General features: G+C 64.6%; 15 protein-coding genes and 1 pseudogene. 8 read left to right on the top strand and 8 right to left on the bottom strand.

What is annotated here, in order from left to right:
• Positions 1-8: 8 nt before the first annotated feature.
• Complete coding sequence (locus tag ACSKT0_RS00980) at positions 9-410, top strand: VOC family protein (protein WP_437772108.1); 402 nt, start codon at positions 9-11, stop codon at positions 408-410.
• Positions 411-498: 88 nt separating this feature from the next.
• The gene (locus ACSKT0_RS00975) at positions 499-1,785 is read left to right on the top strand and encodes a DUF222 domain-containing protein (RefSeq protein ID WP_437772107.1); all 1,287 of its coding nucleotides are present in this window, start codon (positions 499-501) and stop codon (positions 1,783-1,785) included.
• Here ACSKT0_RS00975 and ACSKT0_RS00970 read toward each other — a convergent pair.
• The 4 genes and pseudogenes from ACSKT0_RS00970 to ACSKT0_RS00955 all read right to left on the bottom strand — a co-directional run.
• Positions 1,672-2,070: pseudogene (locus tag ACSKT0_RS00970) on the bottom strand (Clp protease N-terminal domain-containing protein); the annotation flags it as partial. The gene ACSKT0_RS00975 and the pseudogene ACSKT0_RS00970 overlap by 114 nt on opposite strands.
• A 7-nt stretch (positions 2,071-2,077) precedes the next feature.
• Positions 2,078-2,281 carry a hypothetical protein gene (locus tag ACSKT0_RS00965; protein WP_345447984.1) on the bottom strand — a complete coding sequence of 68 codons (204 nt, stop codon included), beginning with the start codon at positions 2,279-2,281 and terminating at the stop codon, positions 2,078-2,080.
• Between the two features lie 32 nt (positions 2,282-2,313).
• Positions 2,314-2,856, bottom strand: coding sequence for a GNAT family N-acetyltransferase (locus ACSKT0_RS00960; protein ID WP_437772106.1), 543 nt, complete (start codon positions 2,854-2,856; stop codon positions 2,314-2,316).
• Complete coding sequence (locus ACSKT0_RS00955; protein ID WP_437772105.1) at positions 2,853-3,308, bottom strand: SRPBCC family protein; 456 nt, start codon at positions 3,306-3,308, stop codon at positions 2,853-2,855. The genes ACSKT0_RS00960 and ACSKT0_RS00955 overlap by 4 nt, the downstream gene beginning before the upstream one ends.
• Before the next feature lie 214 nt (positions 3,309-3,522).
• On the opposite strand from ACSKT0_RS00955, the gene ACSKT0_RS00950 reads away from it, so the two are divergent.
• Positions 3,523-4,605 (top strand): FUSC family protein, encoded by a 1,083-nt coding sequence (locus ACSKT0_RS00950; RefSeq protein ID WP_437772104.1) that lies wholly within the window; start codon positions 3,523-3,525, stop codon positions 4,603-4,605.
• Here the strand turns inward: ACSKT0_RS00950 and ACSKT0_RS00945 are convergent.
• Complete coding sequence (locus ACSKT0_RS00945; RefSeq protein ID WP_437772103.1) at positions 4,553-5,347, bottom strand: SDR family NAD(P)-dependent oxidoreductase; 795 nt, start codon at positions 5,345-5,347, stop codon at positions 4,553-4,555. The genes ACSKT0_RS00950 and ACSKT0_RS00945 overlap by 53 nt on opposite strands.
• Positions 5,348-5,465: 118 nt before the next feature.
• On the opposite strand from ACSKT0_RS00945, the gene ACSKT0_RS00940 reads away from it, so the two are divergent.
• Complete coding sequence (locus ACSKT0_RS00940) at positions 5,466-5,801, top strand: hypothetical protein (protein WP_437772102.1); 336 nt, start codon at positions 5,466-5,468, stop codon at positions 5,799-5,801.
• A gap of 40 nt (positions 5,802-5,841) precedes the next feature.
• Here the strand turns inward: ACSKT0_RS00940 and ACSKT0_RS00935 are convergent, their stop codons facing one another.
• Both ACSKT0_RS00935 and ACSKT0_RS00930 read right to left on the bottom strand, forming a co-directional pair.
• Positions 5,842-6,297 carry a hypothetical protein gene (locus ACSKT0_RS00935; RefSeq protein WP_437772101.1) on the bottom strand — a complete coding sequence of 152 codons (456 nt, stop codon included), beginning with the start codon at positions 6,295-6,297 and terminating at the stop codon, positions 5,842-5,844.
• Between the two features lie 47 nt (positions 6,298-6,344).
• Positions 6,345-8,042, bottom strand: a complete 1,698-nt coding sequence (locus ACSKT0_RS00930) for an EndoS/ChiA family endoglycosidase (RefSeq protein ID WP_437772100.1) — start codon at positions 8,040-8,042, stop codon at positions 6,345-6,347.
• Between the two features lie 151 nt (positions 8,043-8,193).
• Between ACSKT0_RS00930 and ACSKT0_RS00925 the strand changes: the two genes are divergently transcribed.
• On the top strand, positions 8,194-9,216 hold the full coding sequence (locus ACSKT0_RS00925; protein WP_437772099.1) for a LacI family DNA-binding transcriptional regulator: 1,023 nt from the start codon (positions 8,194-8,196) through the stop codon (positions 9,214-9,216).
• Positions 9,217-9,250: 34 nt separating this feature from the next.
• Here the strand turns inward: ACSKT0_RS00925 and ACSKT0_RS00920 are convergent, their stop codons facing one another.
• Entirely contained in the window at positions 9,251-10,537 is a 1,287-nt protein-coding gene (locus ACSKT0_RS00920) for a glycoside hydrolase 5 family protein (RefSeq protein ID WP_437772098.1), read from the bottom strand.
• Positions 10,538-10,700: 163 nt separating this feature from the next.
• Between ACSKT0_RS00920 and ACSKT0_RS00915 the strand changes: the two genes are divergently transcribed.
• From ACSKT0_RS00915 to ACSKT0_RS00905, 3 genes are read left to right on the top strand one after another with little or no spacing between them, the layout of a single operon-like run.
• Entirely contained in the window at positions 10,701-11,990 is a 1,290-nt protein-coding gene (locus ACSKT0_RS00915) for an extracellular solute-binding protein (protein WP_437772097.1), read from the top strand.
• 33 nt (positions 11,991-12,023) lie between these two features.
• A complete protein-coding gene (locus ACSKT0_RS00910) occupies positions 12,024-12,977 on the top strand; it encodes a carbohydrate ABC transporter permease (protein ID WP_437772096.1) in 954 nt (317 codons plus the stop codon).
• Positions 12,974-13,879 (top strand): carbohydrate ABC transporter permease, encoded by a 906-nt coding sequence (locus ACSKT0_RS00905; RefSeq protein ID WP_437772095.1) that lies wholly within the window; start codon positions 12,974-12,976, stop codon positions 13,877-13,879. The genes ACSKT0_RS00910 and ACSKT0_RS00905 overlap by 4 nt, the downstream gene beginning before the upstream one ends.
• The last annotated feature ends 28 nt before the right edge of the window (positions 13,880-13,907 follow it).

Here is a 13,907-nt window from a genome sequence, read left to right as displayed (position 1 = left end):
CTCTGCGCATGGCTGATGTTCCGGTGGGTTCGCTGCACCACGTAGAAATTTGGGTGCCTCACGTCGGCCGGGCGCAGGAAGAGTGGGGCTGGCTGCTGGCCGAACTGGGCTACGAACAATTCCAGGAGTGGCCCGATGGCTGCAGTTGGAAACTCGGAGGCACGTACATCGTGATTGAACAGTCCACGGCGCTCACGGGAAGCACGCACCGCAGGACGGAGCCCGGGCTCAACCACCTCGCCTTCCATGCCGGCACCAGGGAGAACGTGGACCGGCTCAGGGAGCTCGGCGCGGATTCCGGTTGGTACGAGATGTTCGAGAGCAAATATCCGCACGCCGGCGGGCCCGACCACTACGCTGCCTATCTGGTGAATACCGACGGCTACGAGGTTGAGCTGGTTGCGGGATAGGGGTCGACGATCTGCAGATTTCAGGGTCTTTCGGCTGGCATGTGATCTTCGACCTAATACTGTCGTAGGTCCCTGAAATGCTTTGGTTATGGCCGGGAACCGGGGAACACAGCTGATGGGGACGGGCGCGCCGTCCGGCGATGCGGTTCCGGAGGCTGCTGTTCTGCGCGTCCGCGTGCCAGAGCTGATCAATGCCGTGAAATCGCTTCGGCCAGGCGCCGGCGGCACCGAACTGATCAGCCAGTTGCGTGCCCTGGAGGATCTCAAGTCCGCGGCCGCAGCCGCGCAGGCCCGAATCGCCGTCGCCTTCGATGCCGCCCAACGCAGCGCCGACGCCGCGGCGGGTGTACCGGCCGAGGAACAGGGACGCGGCGTCGGAGCGCAGATCGCGTTGGCCCGACGGGAATCACCGGCCCGCGGATCCAGGCTCCACGGACTCGCCAAAGCCCTCGTGAGCGAAATGCCGCACACCCTCGCCGCCCTCGACACCGGGCAGTTGAACGAGTGGCGGGCAACCCTGCTCGTGAAGGAAACAGCCTGCCTGAGTGCCGAAGACCGCTGCGCCGTGGACGAGGAACTCGCCGCCGACACCGGGACCTTCGACGGCGCCGGGGACAAGGCCATCATCGCCGCGGCCAAGACCGCGGCCTACCGCCGGGACCCCCGCTCCGTCACCCAGCGCGCCAGCCACGCCGCCACCGAACGGCACGTCAGCCTCCGCCCGGCACCGGACACCATGACCTATCTGACCGCCCTGCTTCCCGTTGCCCAGGGCGTCGCGGTGCATGCGGCCCTGTCCCGGCAGGCCGACACCCTCCGCTCTTCCGGGGAGACCCGGTCCCGGGGCCAGATCATGGCCGACACCCTCGTCGAACGCACCACCGGCACCCCCGCAGGCATCAGCGGCGTGGAAGTCCAGCTCGTCATGACCGACCGCACCCTGCAACCACACCAAGGAACTCCCCGGCTGGACAGTACAAACCAAGACAACACAAACACGCCCCGGGACACGGCATGTCCTGGACATCCGCGCCCCAACGGGACATACCTACCGATCCACAGCCCCGCCCCTGCCAGGCTTCCACCTGTCCGCTGCCAGCCGGCTGACCAGCAATTCACCCGGCGCGGACCCACCCGCCACGGCGGAACACTACTTCGGGGAGCTGTACTATCGGAGCCCGCAACGACAGTCAGCCTAGGATCCCGGGTCCTGGAGCCGGGCCTTCAGTGCCGCCGTGTCCACGCCCAGCTTATTGAGCAGGACGGCGGCCGGATCGGGTTCGTGCCGTTCCAGCAGCGCGAGCAAGAGGTGCCGGGTGGTGATCCTGCGGGCCTTCTCCCGGGTGGTCAATACCAAGGAGTCTTGAATGACTGAGCGGGCGGCCGACGTGAAGGTGGTTCGGCTGCTTCCCTTGGGCGCATCCAGCGGGCCGAAGTCCCCCAACGTGATGCCCACGGCTTCCAGCGCCTGCTGGTCGAGGGCATCGAGCTGGGCGCGGGCCGACTCCAGGTCCGTCTCCAAAGTCCGGCAGCTCTCGGGGTCGTGGAGCAATCCCAGCAGTAAATGGTCCGTGCCAATTCTGCGGTCTCCGCGGCCTTTGGCTTCCTCGGCGCCGGCATGGACAGCGGTCCTGGCTTCGCCGGCAAATCGTTCAAACATGGCAGCCTCACTTTCCGTATTTGGCGTGGACCGACTGCTTGGAGACGCCCAAAGCATCGCCGATTTGCTCCCAGGACCAGCCCTGCTGCCGCGCAATGGCCACGTTGGTGGCCTCGACTTTTTCGGCCAAGCGATGCAGGGCACCCACCGCGCGGAGGCCGATTGCCGGGTCCGTCGCAGGGATGTGGGAAGTCAGCTCATCACCATTCATGCTGTCAGTTTGAACTGACAGCATGAACGGTGTCAATACAGACTGACAGAATTCCCTTGGGTGAGGATTGATCTGACACGCCGCCGCATAGCGATCCTCGGCCAACGGCTCAGGCCCACCAAGCCCTCGCATTCCAGGATGCCCCGGAGTCCGTCCTCCAACATCTCCGGATCCAGTTCCTCGAAACCCAGCCTGCGATAGTAGGGCGCATTCCACGGAACATCGCGGAAAGTGGTCAGGGTAAGCCACTCCAAGCCTTCGGCGTGTGCCCACTTTTCGGCGACGTCCAGCAGCTCGCTCCCGAGGCCTCGCCGCGCATGCGATGGGTGGACACTCAACTGCTCCACGTGCGCATTTCCGTCGAGGTGTTGAAGCAGGAGATAGGCCACGGGTACGTCTGATGCGTCGGCAAACACCAAAACACCGCCGCGCGCCTGGTAGAGAGCTAGCTCCGTGACGGTCAACGGCTCGTCGTCTGCGATGGCGTCCATTCCGCAAGAACGGAATATCTCCCCGGCGGCGAATTCGATTCCGCGAAGCCATTCCAATTCGTCCGCGCGGGCCGCCCTGATCATGCGGCGGCACCGTGGCAGGCAAGGTATTCGTTGCGCTGTTCGATGAGGTTTTGCAGGTATCGCCCCAGGAAAGCTTTCTCCGCAAGCCTGCCCGCGACGCCGAAGGGCGCCGCGAACTCGACGCGATCGATCATGAGTGTGCCGCCGTCGTCGGGAAGGAACTCGTGCACGTGCCGGAAGAAACGGAAGGGACCCCGCACTTGCTCGTCCGTAAACGAATCCGGAAAGCGCAACCGGGTGATCCGGCTACTCATCCGCAGGGGCACCGCGAAATGCCAAGCCTGCCAGGTGACCTCGTCGCCTTCCGAGAGCAGCCCGGACACGACGCCGGCAACAGCACGTTCCCGGGACTTGGCCATGGAGCCGACGTGCGCGTCGACATTGCGGGCGAGGTCGAAGAGCTCCCCGGGCTCCATTCCGATATGCGTACGGCATGTGAACGACACAGTCATGCTTCGATCCTGCCACCGTTTCGAAACACCCGTCGACCCAACTGACTCGCAGTTGTTGTCGTTATGAGGCGCCAAAACGACAACAACTGCGAGTCAGTTGGGTGGGGACGCACAGAGAAACGTTGTGACCCAGCTAATGGCGCGGATCTTGGGGTGCTGATAACTTCCCAATTGATCGGCTGAATTGATTGGTGGTGTCCCGTTGCGATCAATCTTGGCCCATGCACGCGCCCTTCATAGGATCCCGCCGGCAAGCGACGATCACCTTGCTGCCGTCCGCGTCGCACTGAGCGTCGCCGTCCCGGCACTTGTGCTTCTCGCGGTTGGCCGTGCAGACCTCATCATCTACGCCGTGTTCGGCGCCCTGACCGGCATGTACGGCCGTGCTGAGTCGCATCAACTGCGGCTCAAGCACCAGGCCCAGGCCGCGGCGGTACTCCTAGCCGGCGTCTCGGTGGGCACGTTCTTGTCCGTCTCACATATCCATTCATGGGGATTGGTGGTGATCGAGGCGCTCCTGGCGGGTGTGGGTTCGCTGTTCTCGGACAAGGTACGGCTCAAGCCCAATGGCCCGTTCTTCGGAATCCTGGCCCTGGGCGCATGTGCTTCCGTTCCCGCGCACATCCCGTTCCTTGCTGCGGTCCTGATCTGCGCGGCATCGGCAGCGTTCTCGATAGTGGTGGGTTTTATCGGGTGGCTTCGGTACCGGGTGTGGGAGAGCGGCGCAGTGCGGGACATTCCGGTGTCCTCGGCGCAGCTGCGCCGGGCAGCCGGACTGCACGCGGCCCGGTATGTGCTTGCCGTTGGCGCGGCCGGTGCTTGCGGAGTGCTCACGGGCAGCGGACACCCTCACTGGGCCATGGCTGCGGCAGCCGTTCCGCTGGCCGGAGCCGATATGCCCAGCCGCCTGCACCGCGGCATCCACCGCATCGTGGGGACGTTCCTCGGATTGGCGATTGTCGCCGTCGTACTCTTTCCGGGACCACTGTCTCCGCTGCAGTATTTCCCCGGGCAAACCACCATCATCCTGGCCCTGCTGGTGATCGGCTTCCAGTTCCCCACCGAGTTGTTCATGGCTCGGCACTACGGCTGGGCCATGGTCTTCTTCACCCCGGTCATCTTGCTCATGACCCAGTTGGCGGCGCCCGCGGATCCTGGCGTGCTCGTCCTGGAGCGCGGGGTGGAGACGTTCGTGGGAGCCGTGATCGGGATTGCGGTGGCGGTGCTGGTCCAGGCGCCCCGGTTTACTTCGCGGGCCCGGGTTGCTTCGCGGCGAGGCGAGGCGGACCCGACGTAAGCTTCGCCGGCAGGAAGCGCATGACTGCGGTGATCGCTTTGTAGCGCTTCGTCGGGATGGATACCCCTTTGCCCTTGGCGTTGTCTTCCAAGCCTTCCCGGACAACGCGCTCAGCCTTCAGCCACAAAAAACGCGGAGCCACCGACTTGTCCATGCCCATCCGATCGTGGAATTCCGTGTGGGTGAAGCCCGGGCACACCGCGGTAACCTTCACACCGCTGTCCGCGTACGCAGTGTTCGCCCAACGGCTGAAGCTGACCTGCCAAGCCTTGGCTGCCGAATAGCTACCCCGGTTCGCGAACGCCGCAACGCTGGCGACGTTGATGATCCGGCCCGACTTTCGCGCCAACATGACCTCCAACGCCGCGTGGCACAGCTCCATCGGCGTCTGGACATGCAGCCGCAAATGCCGCTTTTCGTCTTCCACATCGTTCTTCTCGAAAGAGTTCAGCAGCCCGATTCCGGCATTGTTGACCAGCACGTCCACGGGCCGCGAAGCGTCCCGCAGCCTGGTCACGGCAGCTGCAACCCCGACGTCGGAGGTCAAGTCTGCGGGCAGGACCTCCACCGAGATACTGAAGTCCCGTTCAAGCACCTCCGCGCTTGCCCGCAGCCGGCTTTCATCGCGGGCCACGAGGACGAGGTGGTGGCCGGATTCGGCCAGCTGGCGGGCGAATTGAGCGCCGAGTCCGGCAGTAGCCCCGGTGACCAAGGCGGTGAGTTCGTTGGCACGAGTTGTCATGCGCCCAGACTAGCCCGTTGACTCTCGTGTGTTCCCGGCGCACGCGGTAGAGTGCCTCAAAAGTGCGCCTTTCGAGTTTCTGGAGGGGCCGCGGCGCGCCAAACCGGGGGAACAGACAATGGATGAGGCTCAGGGCAGGATCGAATTCCGCGAAATCGACGAGCACGGTCATTCGTTGGAGCATCACGTAGAGTCCCCTGAAGCGGCTCGGAGAGTTGCGGTGAATCCGTTCATCATCGGGCTGTGGGTGCTGGAGCTGGCGCTCGTCATTGCGATCATGGTGATCATCAATGAGGCTATGGCCCCGTTCATCCCCAGTCCGGGAAATTCGATGCCGTTCGCGTACGTCCTGATGAACATGACCCCACAGCTTCTCCAGGCCGCCGCTCTGATTCTGGCGACACTGCTGTTCTGGCACGCCTGGCAATGGCAGAAAAGGAAGGCATCGAGGTAGGCGCCTGCATTGCGACTGAGGCGGTCCCCCGGGTATTGGGCTATGAGGGCAAGGAAACGGGTGTGATCGCGTCGTGTTCGTCCCAAAGTTTCGCCCCCGAGGCAGTCACGGCCCGGACGGCCATGGCGCTGATGAGCTCTCCTGTATGGCGCTGGTCGTTTTCGGTGACGACATACGTGAAGACCAGCTCAATTTCCCCTCCGGGCGGCACCGGGCCGAAGGTCAAGATGGAGGGACCGCTCGCGTACTTCAGATCCTCCATGCCCGCGTTGGTAAACGATCGCAAGACGAGAGTGACATTGGTGAGCTTTTCGCCTGAATCATTGATGATCCAGGCGGAATAGATCAAGGTGTCGTGCGGAGCCGCGCTTGCCTTGTCTGCATAATGAACCAGCCGCACTCCGGTGGCGTGAAGCAGGCACGTCGGGAAGGTTCCCTGAACAGAGGCATCCAATGGATGCCTCTGTTCAGGCGGACTATTTGAGATCTGCGACACCAAACCCTCCGTCAGAAAAGTGTGTTCAGGAACGGGGTTCCCGGCGGTCAGCTACGGCGCGCCCTTCGATGCCACACGACCATCGCTCCGCCGATCGCGGCGAGCAATGCGCCGACGCCCAGCCAGCGGAACGGATCAAGCCCGCCGGTGAAGGCGAGGGGAGAACCTGGCCCCGCGCCTGAATTGATGCCGGCCCCGGTCGCCGTCACGCTGGACGTGGCCGAGGGCGTCGGCGTGGCGGTCCCGGTCGCCGTCGGGGTGGGCGTGACCGTCGCCGTCGGCGACGGTGTGGCGGTGACCGTCGGCGTCGGCCCGGAACGCGCCACTGTGAGGGAAATGCCCGTGCAGCCGTTGCAGGCCGTCAGCTCGGCACGCGGCGCGAAGCCGGCGACCGCCACCGAGACCCGGCCCGGAACAGGCCCCTCGGCAGCCGCTGGCACCGCGTTGAGCCCAGGATCGGCAGCGCTAATTCGCGCTGAAACAGTCAGGGTCGCGCTCTTACCGGCGGGCAGATCCGTCCTCCACCCCGCGACCCCGCCATGTTGCTCGGTGGTACCGGTCGACGCAGTGAGGCCTTCGACGGTCGCGTCGTCGACGAGGTCTGTGAGGTCCACAGCCACCACCGCTCCCGGCACGTCGACGGGCCCGGCGGTCGCCGACACCGTCCACGCGACCGTGTCGCCCGGACCCACCTTGCTCCCGTGCGCCGGAGTGGACGCCACCGCCAGCGACCATGTGCCCTTGGGCACGACGCCCGCGGCCTTGTCCTGCACTGCGGACAGGTTCTTCATCCAAGAGAACGCGGTGGGCGTGATGGTGTCATCGCCCCATGCCTTTCCGTCGCGGTCAACGGCGTATGCGAAGAACCCGCCCTTCAGGGAGCCGCCTTCGGGCTGCCAGGTCACGTACTGGTACGCCTTGCTCCGAGGCGCCGTGGCGGGATCGTAAATGCCTTCGGCGTCACCCCAGCGCGTCAGATCCCGCTCCTCGGGGAAGGAGAAGCCCGGCAGGAACTGGCAGGAGGCGATCTTGTCCGCGAAAGTGTTCCAGGTCCCCTGCATCCCCCACGTGCCCCGGCCGTAGGCCTGCAGGAGCACGAAGGAGATGTTCCCGTGCACGGCCTTGAACAGCGGGGTATTGCCGTCCAGGTTGGTGTCGAAGATGAAAAGCTTGTCGGTGCCGGACTTCGGGCCGATCAGTTTGCCGAGGGCGTTGAACACTCCGATCGCGCGAGTGAGTTCGTCGCCCTCCGGATGGGACTCGACGTCGATGTCGATCCCGTCGAGGCCGTATGGTGTGACGAAGGTGTCGACGAGTTCCTGCGCGTAGGAACGGTAGGCATCCTCGGTCAGCGGGATCTTGGCCCGGGCGAGGCGCTCGATCCACAGGGTGTGGACGACTTTCGTGCCCTGCGCGTGCAATGCGGGCACGTAGGTGTCGCGCAGGGTGGCCCAATAGTCGGTGTTGGCCGTGGCGCCGGCGTCGAAGACCATCGCCACATCAATCTCCGGAGGGAGGTCGCTCATGCGCGTGACGTTCGGGTCGGGCAAGTTTGAGTTGGCGCTTTGCGGCACGGTGACGTCGCGCCAGGTCCGGTAGTACGCCATCGTGAGTGGCTCGGCCTCGCAATGCGTAGTGTTCCCCACTGATGCCTTGGGGGTCTCAGCGGCCACTGCAGACTGCGGGCCGAAGGCGGCGAGTCCGGCGAGTAGTAGCCCAGCACCGAATGCTGTTGTTCGTCTCATTGCTCTCTCTTCTTTGAAGAGGCATCTTCAAAATCCCCGTGAAGATACCCGGGCGGGGTGCAACTATAGCGATTTAGTAAAACGGTAACAGGCGGAGACTGCCATGCACAGAAAAAGTTTTGGGATGACCCTGTATCGCTACAGTTGAAGCATGAACAAAGCGAAGCGCGTGACCATCACGGACATCGCCCGGCTCGCCGGGGTGTCACCGGGGGCGGTGTCGTTCGCGCTGAACGGACGGCCGGGCGTCAGCGCGCAGACGCGACAGCGCATCCTCGACATCGCCGCGGAGAGCCAATGGCTTCCGAACTCGGCGGCCCGGGCGCTCGTCGGCTCGCATGCCGGGGTCATCGGCTTCGCCGTCAACCGCTCGGCAGGGACCCTCGGTGCCGAGGCGTTCTTCACCGACCTTATTGCCGGCGTCCAGTCGGCCCTTGCGGGGAAACGCATCGCGATGCAGATGGTGCTCGTCTCCTCGGTCGAGGAGGAAGTGGCGACCTACCGCCGCTGGCACAGCGCCAAGCAGGTCGATGGAGTCATCGTCATCGATCCTCGTGACGACGACCCGCGCCTCCCCGTGCTGCGCGATCTCGCCCTCCCCGCGGTCGTTCTCGGCAGCCATGCGTCCCCCGAGGGCCACCCGGCGACGATTTGGCTCGACGACAGTCAGGTGGCGCACTCTCTCTTCGACTATCTCGGCGCCCTCGGTCATCGCTCGATCGCATACGTCGCAGGTCCTGCGGAGTTCCAGCACACGCGCCTGCGCACCGAGGTGCTTGCCGGCCTCGGCGATCGCGGGGTGCGCGGAGAGGTGATCGCCACCGACTTCTCGCCAGCCGAGGCATCCACGGCCATGCGCCGCGTCCTGAGTCGGCTGGAACGGCCAACGGCCGTGGTCTTCGACAACGACGTGATGGCGATCGCCGGCCTTCGTGTCGCGCAGGAGATGGGGGTTCCCGTGCCGAAGGATCTCTCTGTCGCCTCCTTCGACGACTCGGTCGTCGCGGGGCTCGTGCACCCCTCGATCACCTGCATCACCCGCGATACGTTCGGGCTCGGAGCGGAGGCGGCAAAATTCCTGCTCGAACAGATCGATGCCCCGGACGTGCTGGCGGACCGGATCGGCGCCATGCCGCAGCTCACCGTCCGCGAGAGCACCGCCGTCCCGCGTTGAGGTCAGTACCTGCGACGGCAGGCGGGGAAGCTTCTCAGACGACCGTGTTCCGGGAGGCGTAAGCGGTCCGGCTGACCGCGGGGCGGATGAGCTCGGTGATGCCGCGCGCGGCGAGAACCTCGGGCTTCGCGGCGTCGATCGACGTGACGATGGCCGGGTCAGCGCCTGTTGTACAGGCGTCCACCCAGGCCTGGAAGATCGCGCCGCCCGGGCTCATCGCACCGCGGCTGATCGGCGTTGCGTTCTCGTTGACCTCGACGACGATGCCGAGGGTGCGTGCGGGAGTGGGCTGCCGCTCGCGAAGCTCCGGGATGAGTTCGGCGAAGCGGCGCCCGATCGGCTTCGCCGCGCCGTTTTGGTCGACGAGCCCGAGCGTGTATTCAAGCTCGGGGAAGTCCGCGAGGCTGCGGCTTACGTCGTGCGAGCACCACCACGTGACGCCCCAGAGGTTCTCGGTACGTGCGACGGAGCGCAGCGTGGCCTCCAAGAAGCCCGGGGTCTGCGCAGGTGTCAGGCAATTCGACGGGGCGCCGACCTCTTGCAGCCAGATCGCACGGGTGGGGTCGGTGGCGAAGCCGCGGGCGAGTTCGATCATGTACTCGGCGTGGCGATCGGAGGCCACGGAGCGGCCGCCATAGCGCTGGGCCGTGCCGTTGAAGATCCATGAGTGCACGGTGGTCATATCGCCGAGGCGGGAGGCAAGGGCGGGCGTGAAACCGTGCCCGTCCATGTACCACGCGGCGTCGTACTCGCTGTGCACATGCTGCTGCGCAGGGGCGGAAGTGTGCGCGGCATCCAGGAGGGTCGTGATCCAGTTCGCGGCCTCGGCCTCGGTGACGGGCCAAGGGGACGGGTGGCTCGGTGCGGAAAACTGATTGGTCTCATTGCCGAGGGTAAAACCGAGAAAATTGGCGGCGTCGCCGATTCGCTCGCCGAGACGGGTGACCAACTCGGCCTGTCCGCTCAGGGCATCGGGATGCGTGAACATGTTCTTGTCGTGCCAGGTGAGCAGCCACGACGGGATGAAGTCGAAGCTCGACAGGTGCCCCTGGATGACGTCGACGCTGACATCCAGTCCGAATTCCGCCGCCGTGTCAACCACTGCCCGGACGTCGTCCACGGCCTTCTCGCGGATCAGCGTGCGGTTGGGCTGGAGCAGCGTCCACAGCGGAAAGATCCGCACATGGTCGAGGCCGATCGCTGCTAGCGAGGCGAAATCCCTGCGGACCTCGTCGAGATCCAGTGACATCCATGCGTGCATCCACTGGGACGACGGGGTGTAGTTGGCGCCAAAGCGCAGCGGGGCAACGGGGCGGGTCATCGCGGTCCTTTCCGGAAAATCAATGCCTGGCCGGTGTCGTCCGGCACTGGACGGTTCGGCGCTCGGTGTGGCAAGCTATCGCCACTATATCGTTTTAGTAATAGGTTGCGACTGCGACCCATCCCGAGACGTAGCAGCCTGGACCCTTCGAAGGAGACTGTCCATGAAGATCCGAACGACTGCCGCCGCAGGCATCGCGGTGGCCACAGCACTCGCCCTCACCGCCTGTACCGGCGGCCCCTCCTCGCCCGCCGCTTCCGGTAGCGATGGAAAGATCAGCGGGAACATCTCGTTTCAGACCTGGTCGCTGAAGAACGACAAGTTCACCCCCTACTTCGAGGGCGTCGTCAAGGCGTTCGAGAAGGAGCACCCGGGCGTCACGGTCAAGTGGATCGACCAGCCCGGCGATGGCTACGAGGACAAGATCCTGCAGCAGGCCGGATCCGGTGAACTACCGGACGTGGTCAACCTTCCGCCGGAGTACGCTTACTCCCTCGCTTCGGCTGGGCAACTCGTCGACTTGAAGAAGAACTCGAAGATCCTTGGCGACTACGTCGACGGCGGAGTCGGAGCGTACAAGTTCGACGGCATCGATGGCTCTTTCGGATTCCCTTGGTACCTGGGCACCGAGCTGAACTACTGGAACAAGGACCTGCTCGCCAAAGGCGGAGTGACCGCGCCGCCGAAGACGCACGCCGCAACCTTGGACGCCGCGGCCAAGCTCGCGGCAGCCGGCGTGCAGACGATCTCGGATGTGCCCAGCCCCAAGTCGCTGCAAATCATGGTGTCCGACCGGGGCGGGAAGCTCGACGTCTACAAGGACGGCAAGTTCGTCTTCAACACCCCCGAAGCCGCGGCGATCATCCAAAGCTACGCCGGGCTTTACAAGGCGGGGGCGATCACGCCAGAAGCGTTGCAGAACGCCGGAACCGCAAATGCCAACGTCAACAACTTCAACAAAGGCACCGTGGCCTGGACCACCTCGGGTCCGAACTACATCGACAAGGACGTCTCCGTGAATGCCCCGTCGATCCTGCCCAGCGTCGAGGCGACCAACGGCTTCGGCAACCCGCCGCTGTTCGTGCAGGGCATCAGCGTTTCGGCGAAGTCGAAGAACTCCGCCGCGGCGCTTGCCTTCGCCGAGTTCCTAACGAACACGAAGAACCAGATCGCGTTCGTCAAGCTCGCCCCCGGATTCTTCCCCGGAACCAGGGCCGCCAACCAAGACCCCTCCGCGTTCACCGAGACGGCGAAGAACAAGATGCAGGGCGTCGCCACCGACCTGGCAGCTTCGCAAATGGACAAGGCCCGGATGATGGGAGCCCCGAAGTTCACCGAGGCGATGGAGACCTACGCCAAACAGCAGATCGCCCTCGCGGTCAAGGGGGAAATCTCTGCCCAGGAGGCGCTGGACAAGGCCGTCGAGTACGCGAAGCAGAACGTCGCCAGCTGAGGCGGCGACGACGAGATGAAGGGGGCGTTCGCCGTGAGACTACAGCGCTGGTACACACCGTACCTGCTGGTGCTGCCCGGTGTGATTTGGATGGTCGTGTTCGCAATCTGGCCGTTCCTGAACACGATCGCACTCGCGTTCACGGATGCCCGACCCCTTCGTCCAGCGGAGTTCGTCGGCTTCGCGAACTTCGACAAGATGCTTGAGGACGACCGCTTCGGCTACGCGCTGACGACCTCGATGATCTATGTCGTCGTGTGCGTGCCGCTGCTGACGTTCCTCCCTCTGCTGCTCGCACTGCTCGTGCACAACAAGGTGCCCGCGATCGGGTTCTTCCGCACCACGTTCTACTTCCCGGTGATCGCTTCCGCCGTGGTCGTGGCGATCGTCTGGGAGTTCCTCTTCTCCGGCAGCGGCACCATCAACTCCGCACTGAACTTCTTCGGCCTCATCGACCGCCCGGTCGAATTCCTCTCCGACCGCTGGTTGCTGATCGGATGTGCCATCGGGTTGACGGTGTGGAAGGGGCTCGGCTACTACATGGTCGTTTACTTGGCGGCCCTCGGGAACGTCGGCCGCGAGCTGCACGAGGCGGCGGCGATGGACGGTGCCGGGCGCTGGCGCCGATTCTGGTCGGTGACCGTCCCCGGAGTGCGCGGACCCATGATGCTCGTGTCGGTGCTGGTGTGCGTGGGGGCGACGCGCGTTTTCACCGAGCTCTACGTGCTTTCCAATGGTTCGGGGGGACCTGGCGGGCGGGCAATGAGCATGGTGATGCTCATCCAGTCGATGGGCAAGGGATTGAACGGTCAGATCGGCTACGCGTCCGCGATCTCGCTGGTGTTGTTCCTGCTGACCCTTGTTCCGCTGCTGATCGTCGGGATCGCGAACAACGGAGACACCATCCGCGAAGCATTGGCGAGCAGGCGCGCGGTCAAGGCCGCGAAGGTCAAGCGCGAGGCGAAGGTTCAGGAGGTACCGCGGTGACAGCGACGCAGACGAGCCGCACGGTGAAGCCGCCGCGGGAGAATCCCTACCGCACCCGGGGTTCGGCGGACATCATGAAGCCATCGCTCGGTGGCCTGATCGGCAAGTACGCGCTGCTTCTCGGCGTGCTGGCGCTCATGGTGTTTCCCTTCCTCTGGCAGATGTCGACCTCGCTCAAAGGGGCGTCGGAGAACATCTACGACTTCCCGCCGGCGCTGATCCCGGCGGCGCCGACCCTGGACAATTACGCCGAGGTGTTCCGTACGATTCCGGTGGTCGACTACGCCTGGCACTCCCTGCTCGTCGGCGTGGGCACGGTGATTACCAACGTCCTGTTCGCGACACTCGGCGGCTACGCGTTGGGCACGATGAAGTTCCGCTTCAAGTGGGTCGTGTTGGCGATCTTCTTCTCCACGCTGCTGATCCCGGCCGAGGTCACCCTGACCAGCCAGTACCTCACGGTGAAATCATTGGGGCTCGCGAATACGCTCTGGGGCGTGTTTCTCCCCGGAGCGATCGGGGCGATCAACGTACTGCTGATGACGGCCGCCTGCCGTATGATCCCCGCGGACACGTTGGACGCGGCGACTATCGACGGCGCGAACACGATGCAGCGCCTGCGCCACATCGTCTGGCCGAACGTGCGGGGCATGGTCTCGGTCGTTGCCCTATTCGCGTTCATCGGCGCGTGGGACGACTTCCTCTGGCCTCTCGTCGTGCTTTCAGATCCTGCGAACTACACACTGACCGTCGGGATGCAATATCTCAGCTCCAACTTCGCCGCGAATCCACGCGTGATCGCAGCGGGAACGATGATCGCTCTAGTGCCGATCATCCTGCTCTTCGCGGTCTTGCAGAAGTGGTTCTTCAAGGGCGTCGAGGAGGGAAGCGTTAAGGGATGACGGACCCGACGATCCAACTCTCTTGAGC

Source organism: Arthrobacter sp. KNU40 (assembly GCF_051515115.1).
Taxonomy (GTDB): Bacteria; Actinomycetota; Actinomycetes; order Actinomycetales; family Micrococcaceae; genus Arthrobacter.
Note: the sequence above shows the minus strand (reverse complement) of the source record. Positions and strands in the feature narration are given on the sequence as shown.

What these genes read in the sequence shown, in the direction of transcription:
- ACSKT0_RS00945 (WP_437772103.1), bottom strand. Translation starts at nt 5,347, where the DNA reads ATGACAACTCGTGCCAACGAACTCACCGCCTTGGTCACCGGGGCTACT.
- ACSKT0_RS00960 (WP_437772106.1), bottom strand. Translation starts at nt 2,856, where the DNA reads ATGATCAGGGCGGCCCGCGCGGACGAATTGGAATGGCTTCGCGGAATC.
- ACSKT0_RS00980 (WP_437772108.1), top strand. Translation starts at nt 9, where the DNA reads ATGGCTGATGTTCCGGTGGGTTCGCTGCACCACGTAGAAATTTGGGTG.
- ACSKT0_RS00915 (WP_437772097.1), top strand. Translation starts at nt 10,701, where the DNA reads ATGAAGATCCGAACGACTGCCGCCGCAGGCATCGCGGTGGCCACAGCA.
- ACSKT0_RS00955 (WP_437772105.1), bottom strand. Translation starts at nt 3,308, where the DNA reads ATGACTGTGTCGTTCACATGCCGTACGCATATCGGAATGGAGCCCGGG.
- ACSKT0_RS00925 (WP_437772099.1), top strand. Translation starts at nt 8,194, where the DNA reads ATGAACAAAGCGAAGCGCGTGACCATCACGGACATCGCCCGGCTCGCC.
- ACSKT0_RS00920 (WP_437772098.1), bottom strand. Translation starts at nt 10,537, where the DNA reads ATGACCCGCCCCGTTGCCCCGCTGCGCTTTGGCGCCAACTACACCCCG.
- ACSKT0_RS00940 (WP_437772102.1), top strand. Translation starts at nt 5,466, where the DNA reads ATGGATGAGGCTCAGGGCAGGATCGAATTCCGCGAAATCGACGAGCAC.
- ACSKT0_RS00975 (WP_437772107.1), top strand. Translation starts at nt 499, where the DNA reads ATGGCCGGGAACCGGGGAACACAGCTGATGGGGACGGGCGCGCCGTCC.
- ACSKT0_RS00965 (WP_345447984.1), bottom strand. Translation starts at nt 2,281, where the DNA reads ATGAATGGTGATGAGCTGACTTCCCACATCCCTGCGACGGACCCGGCA.
- ACSKT0_RS00930 (WP_437772100.1), bottom strand. Translation starts at nt 8,042, where the DNA reads ATGAGACGAACAACAGCATTCGGTGCTGGGCTACTACTCGCCGGACTC.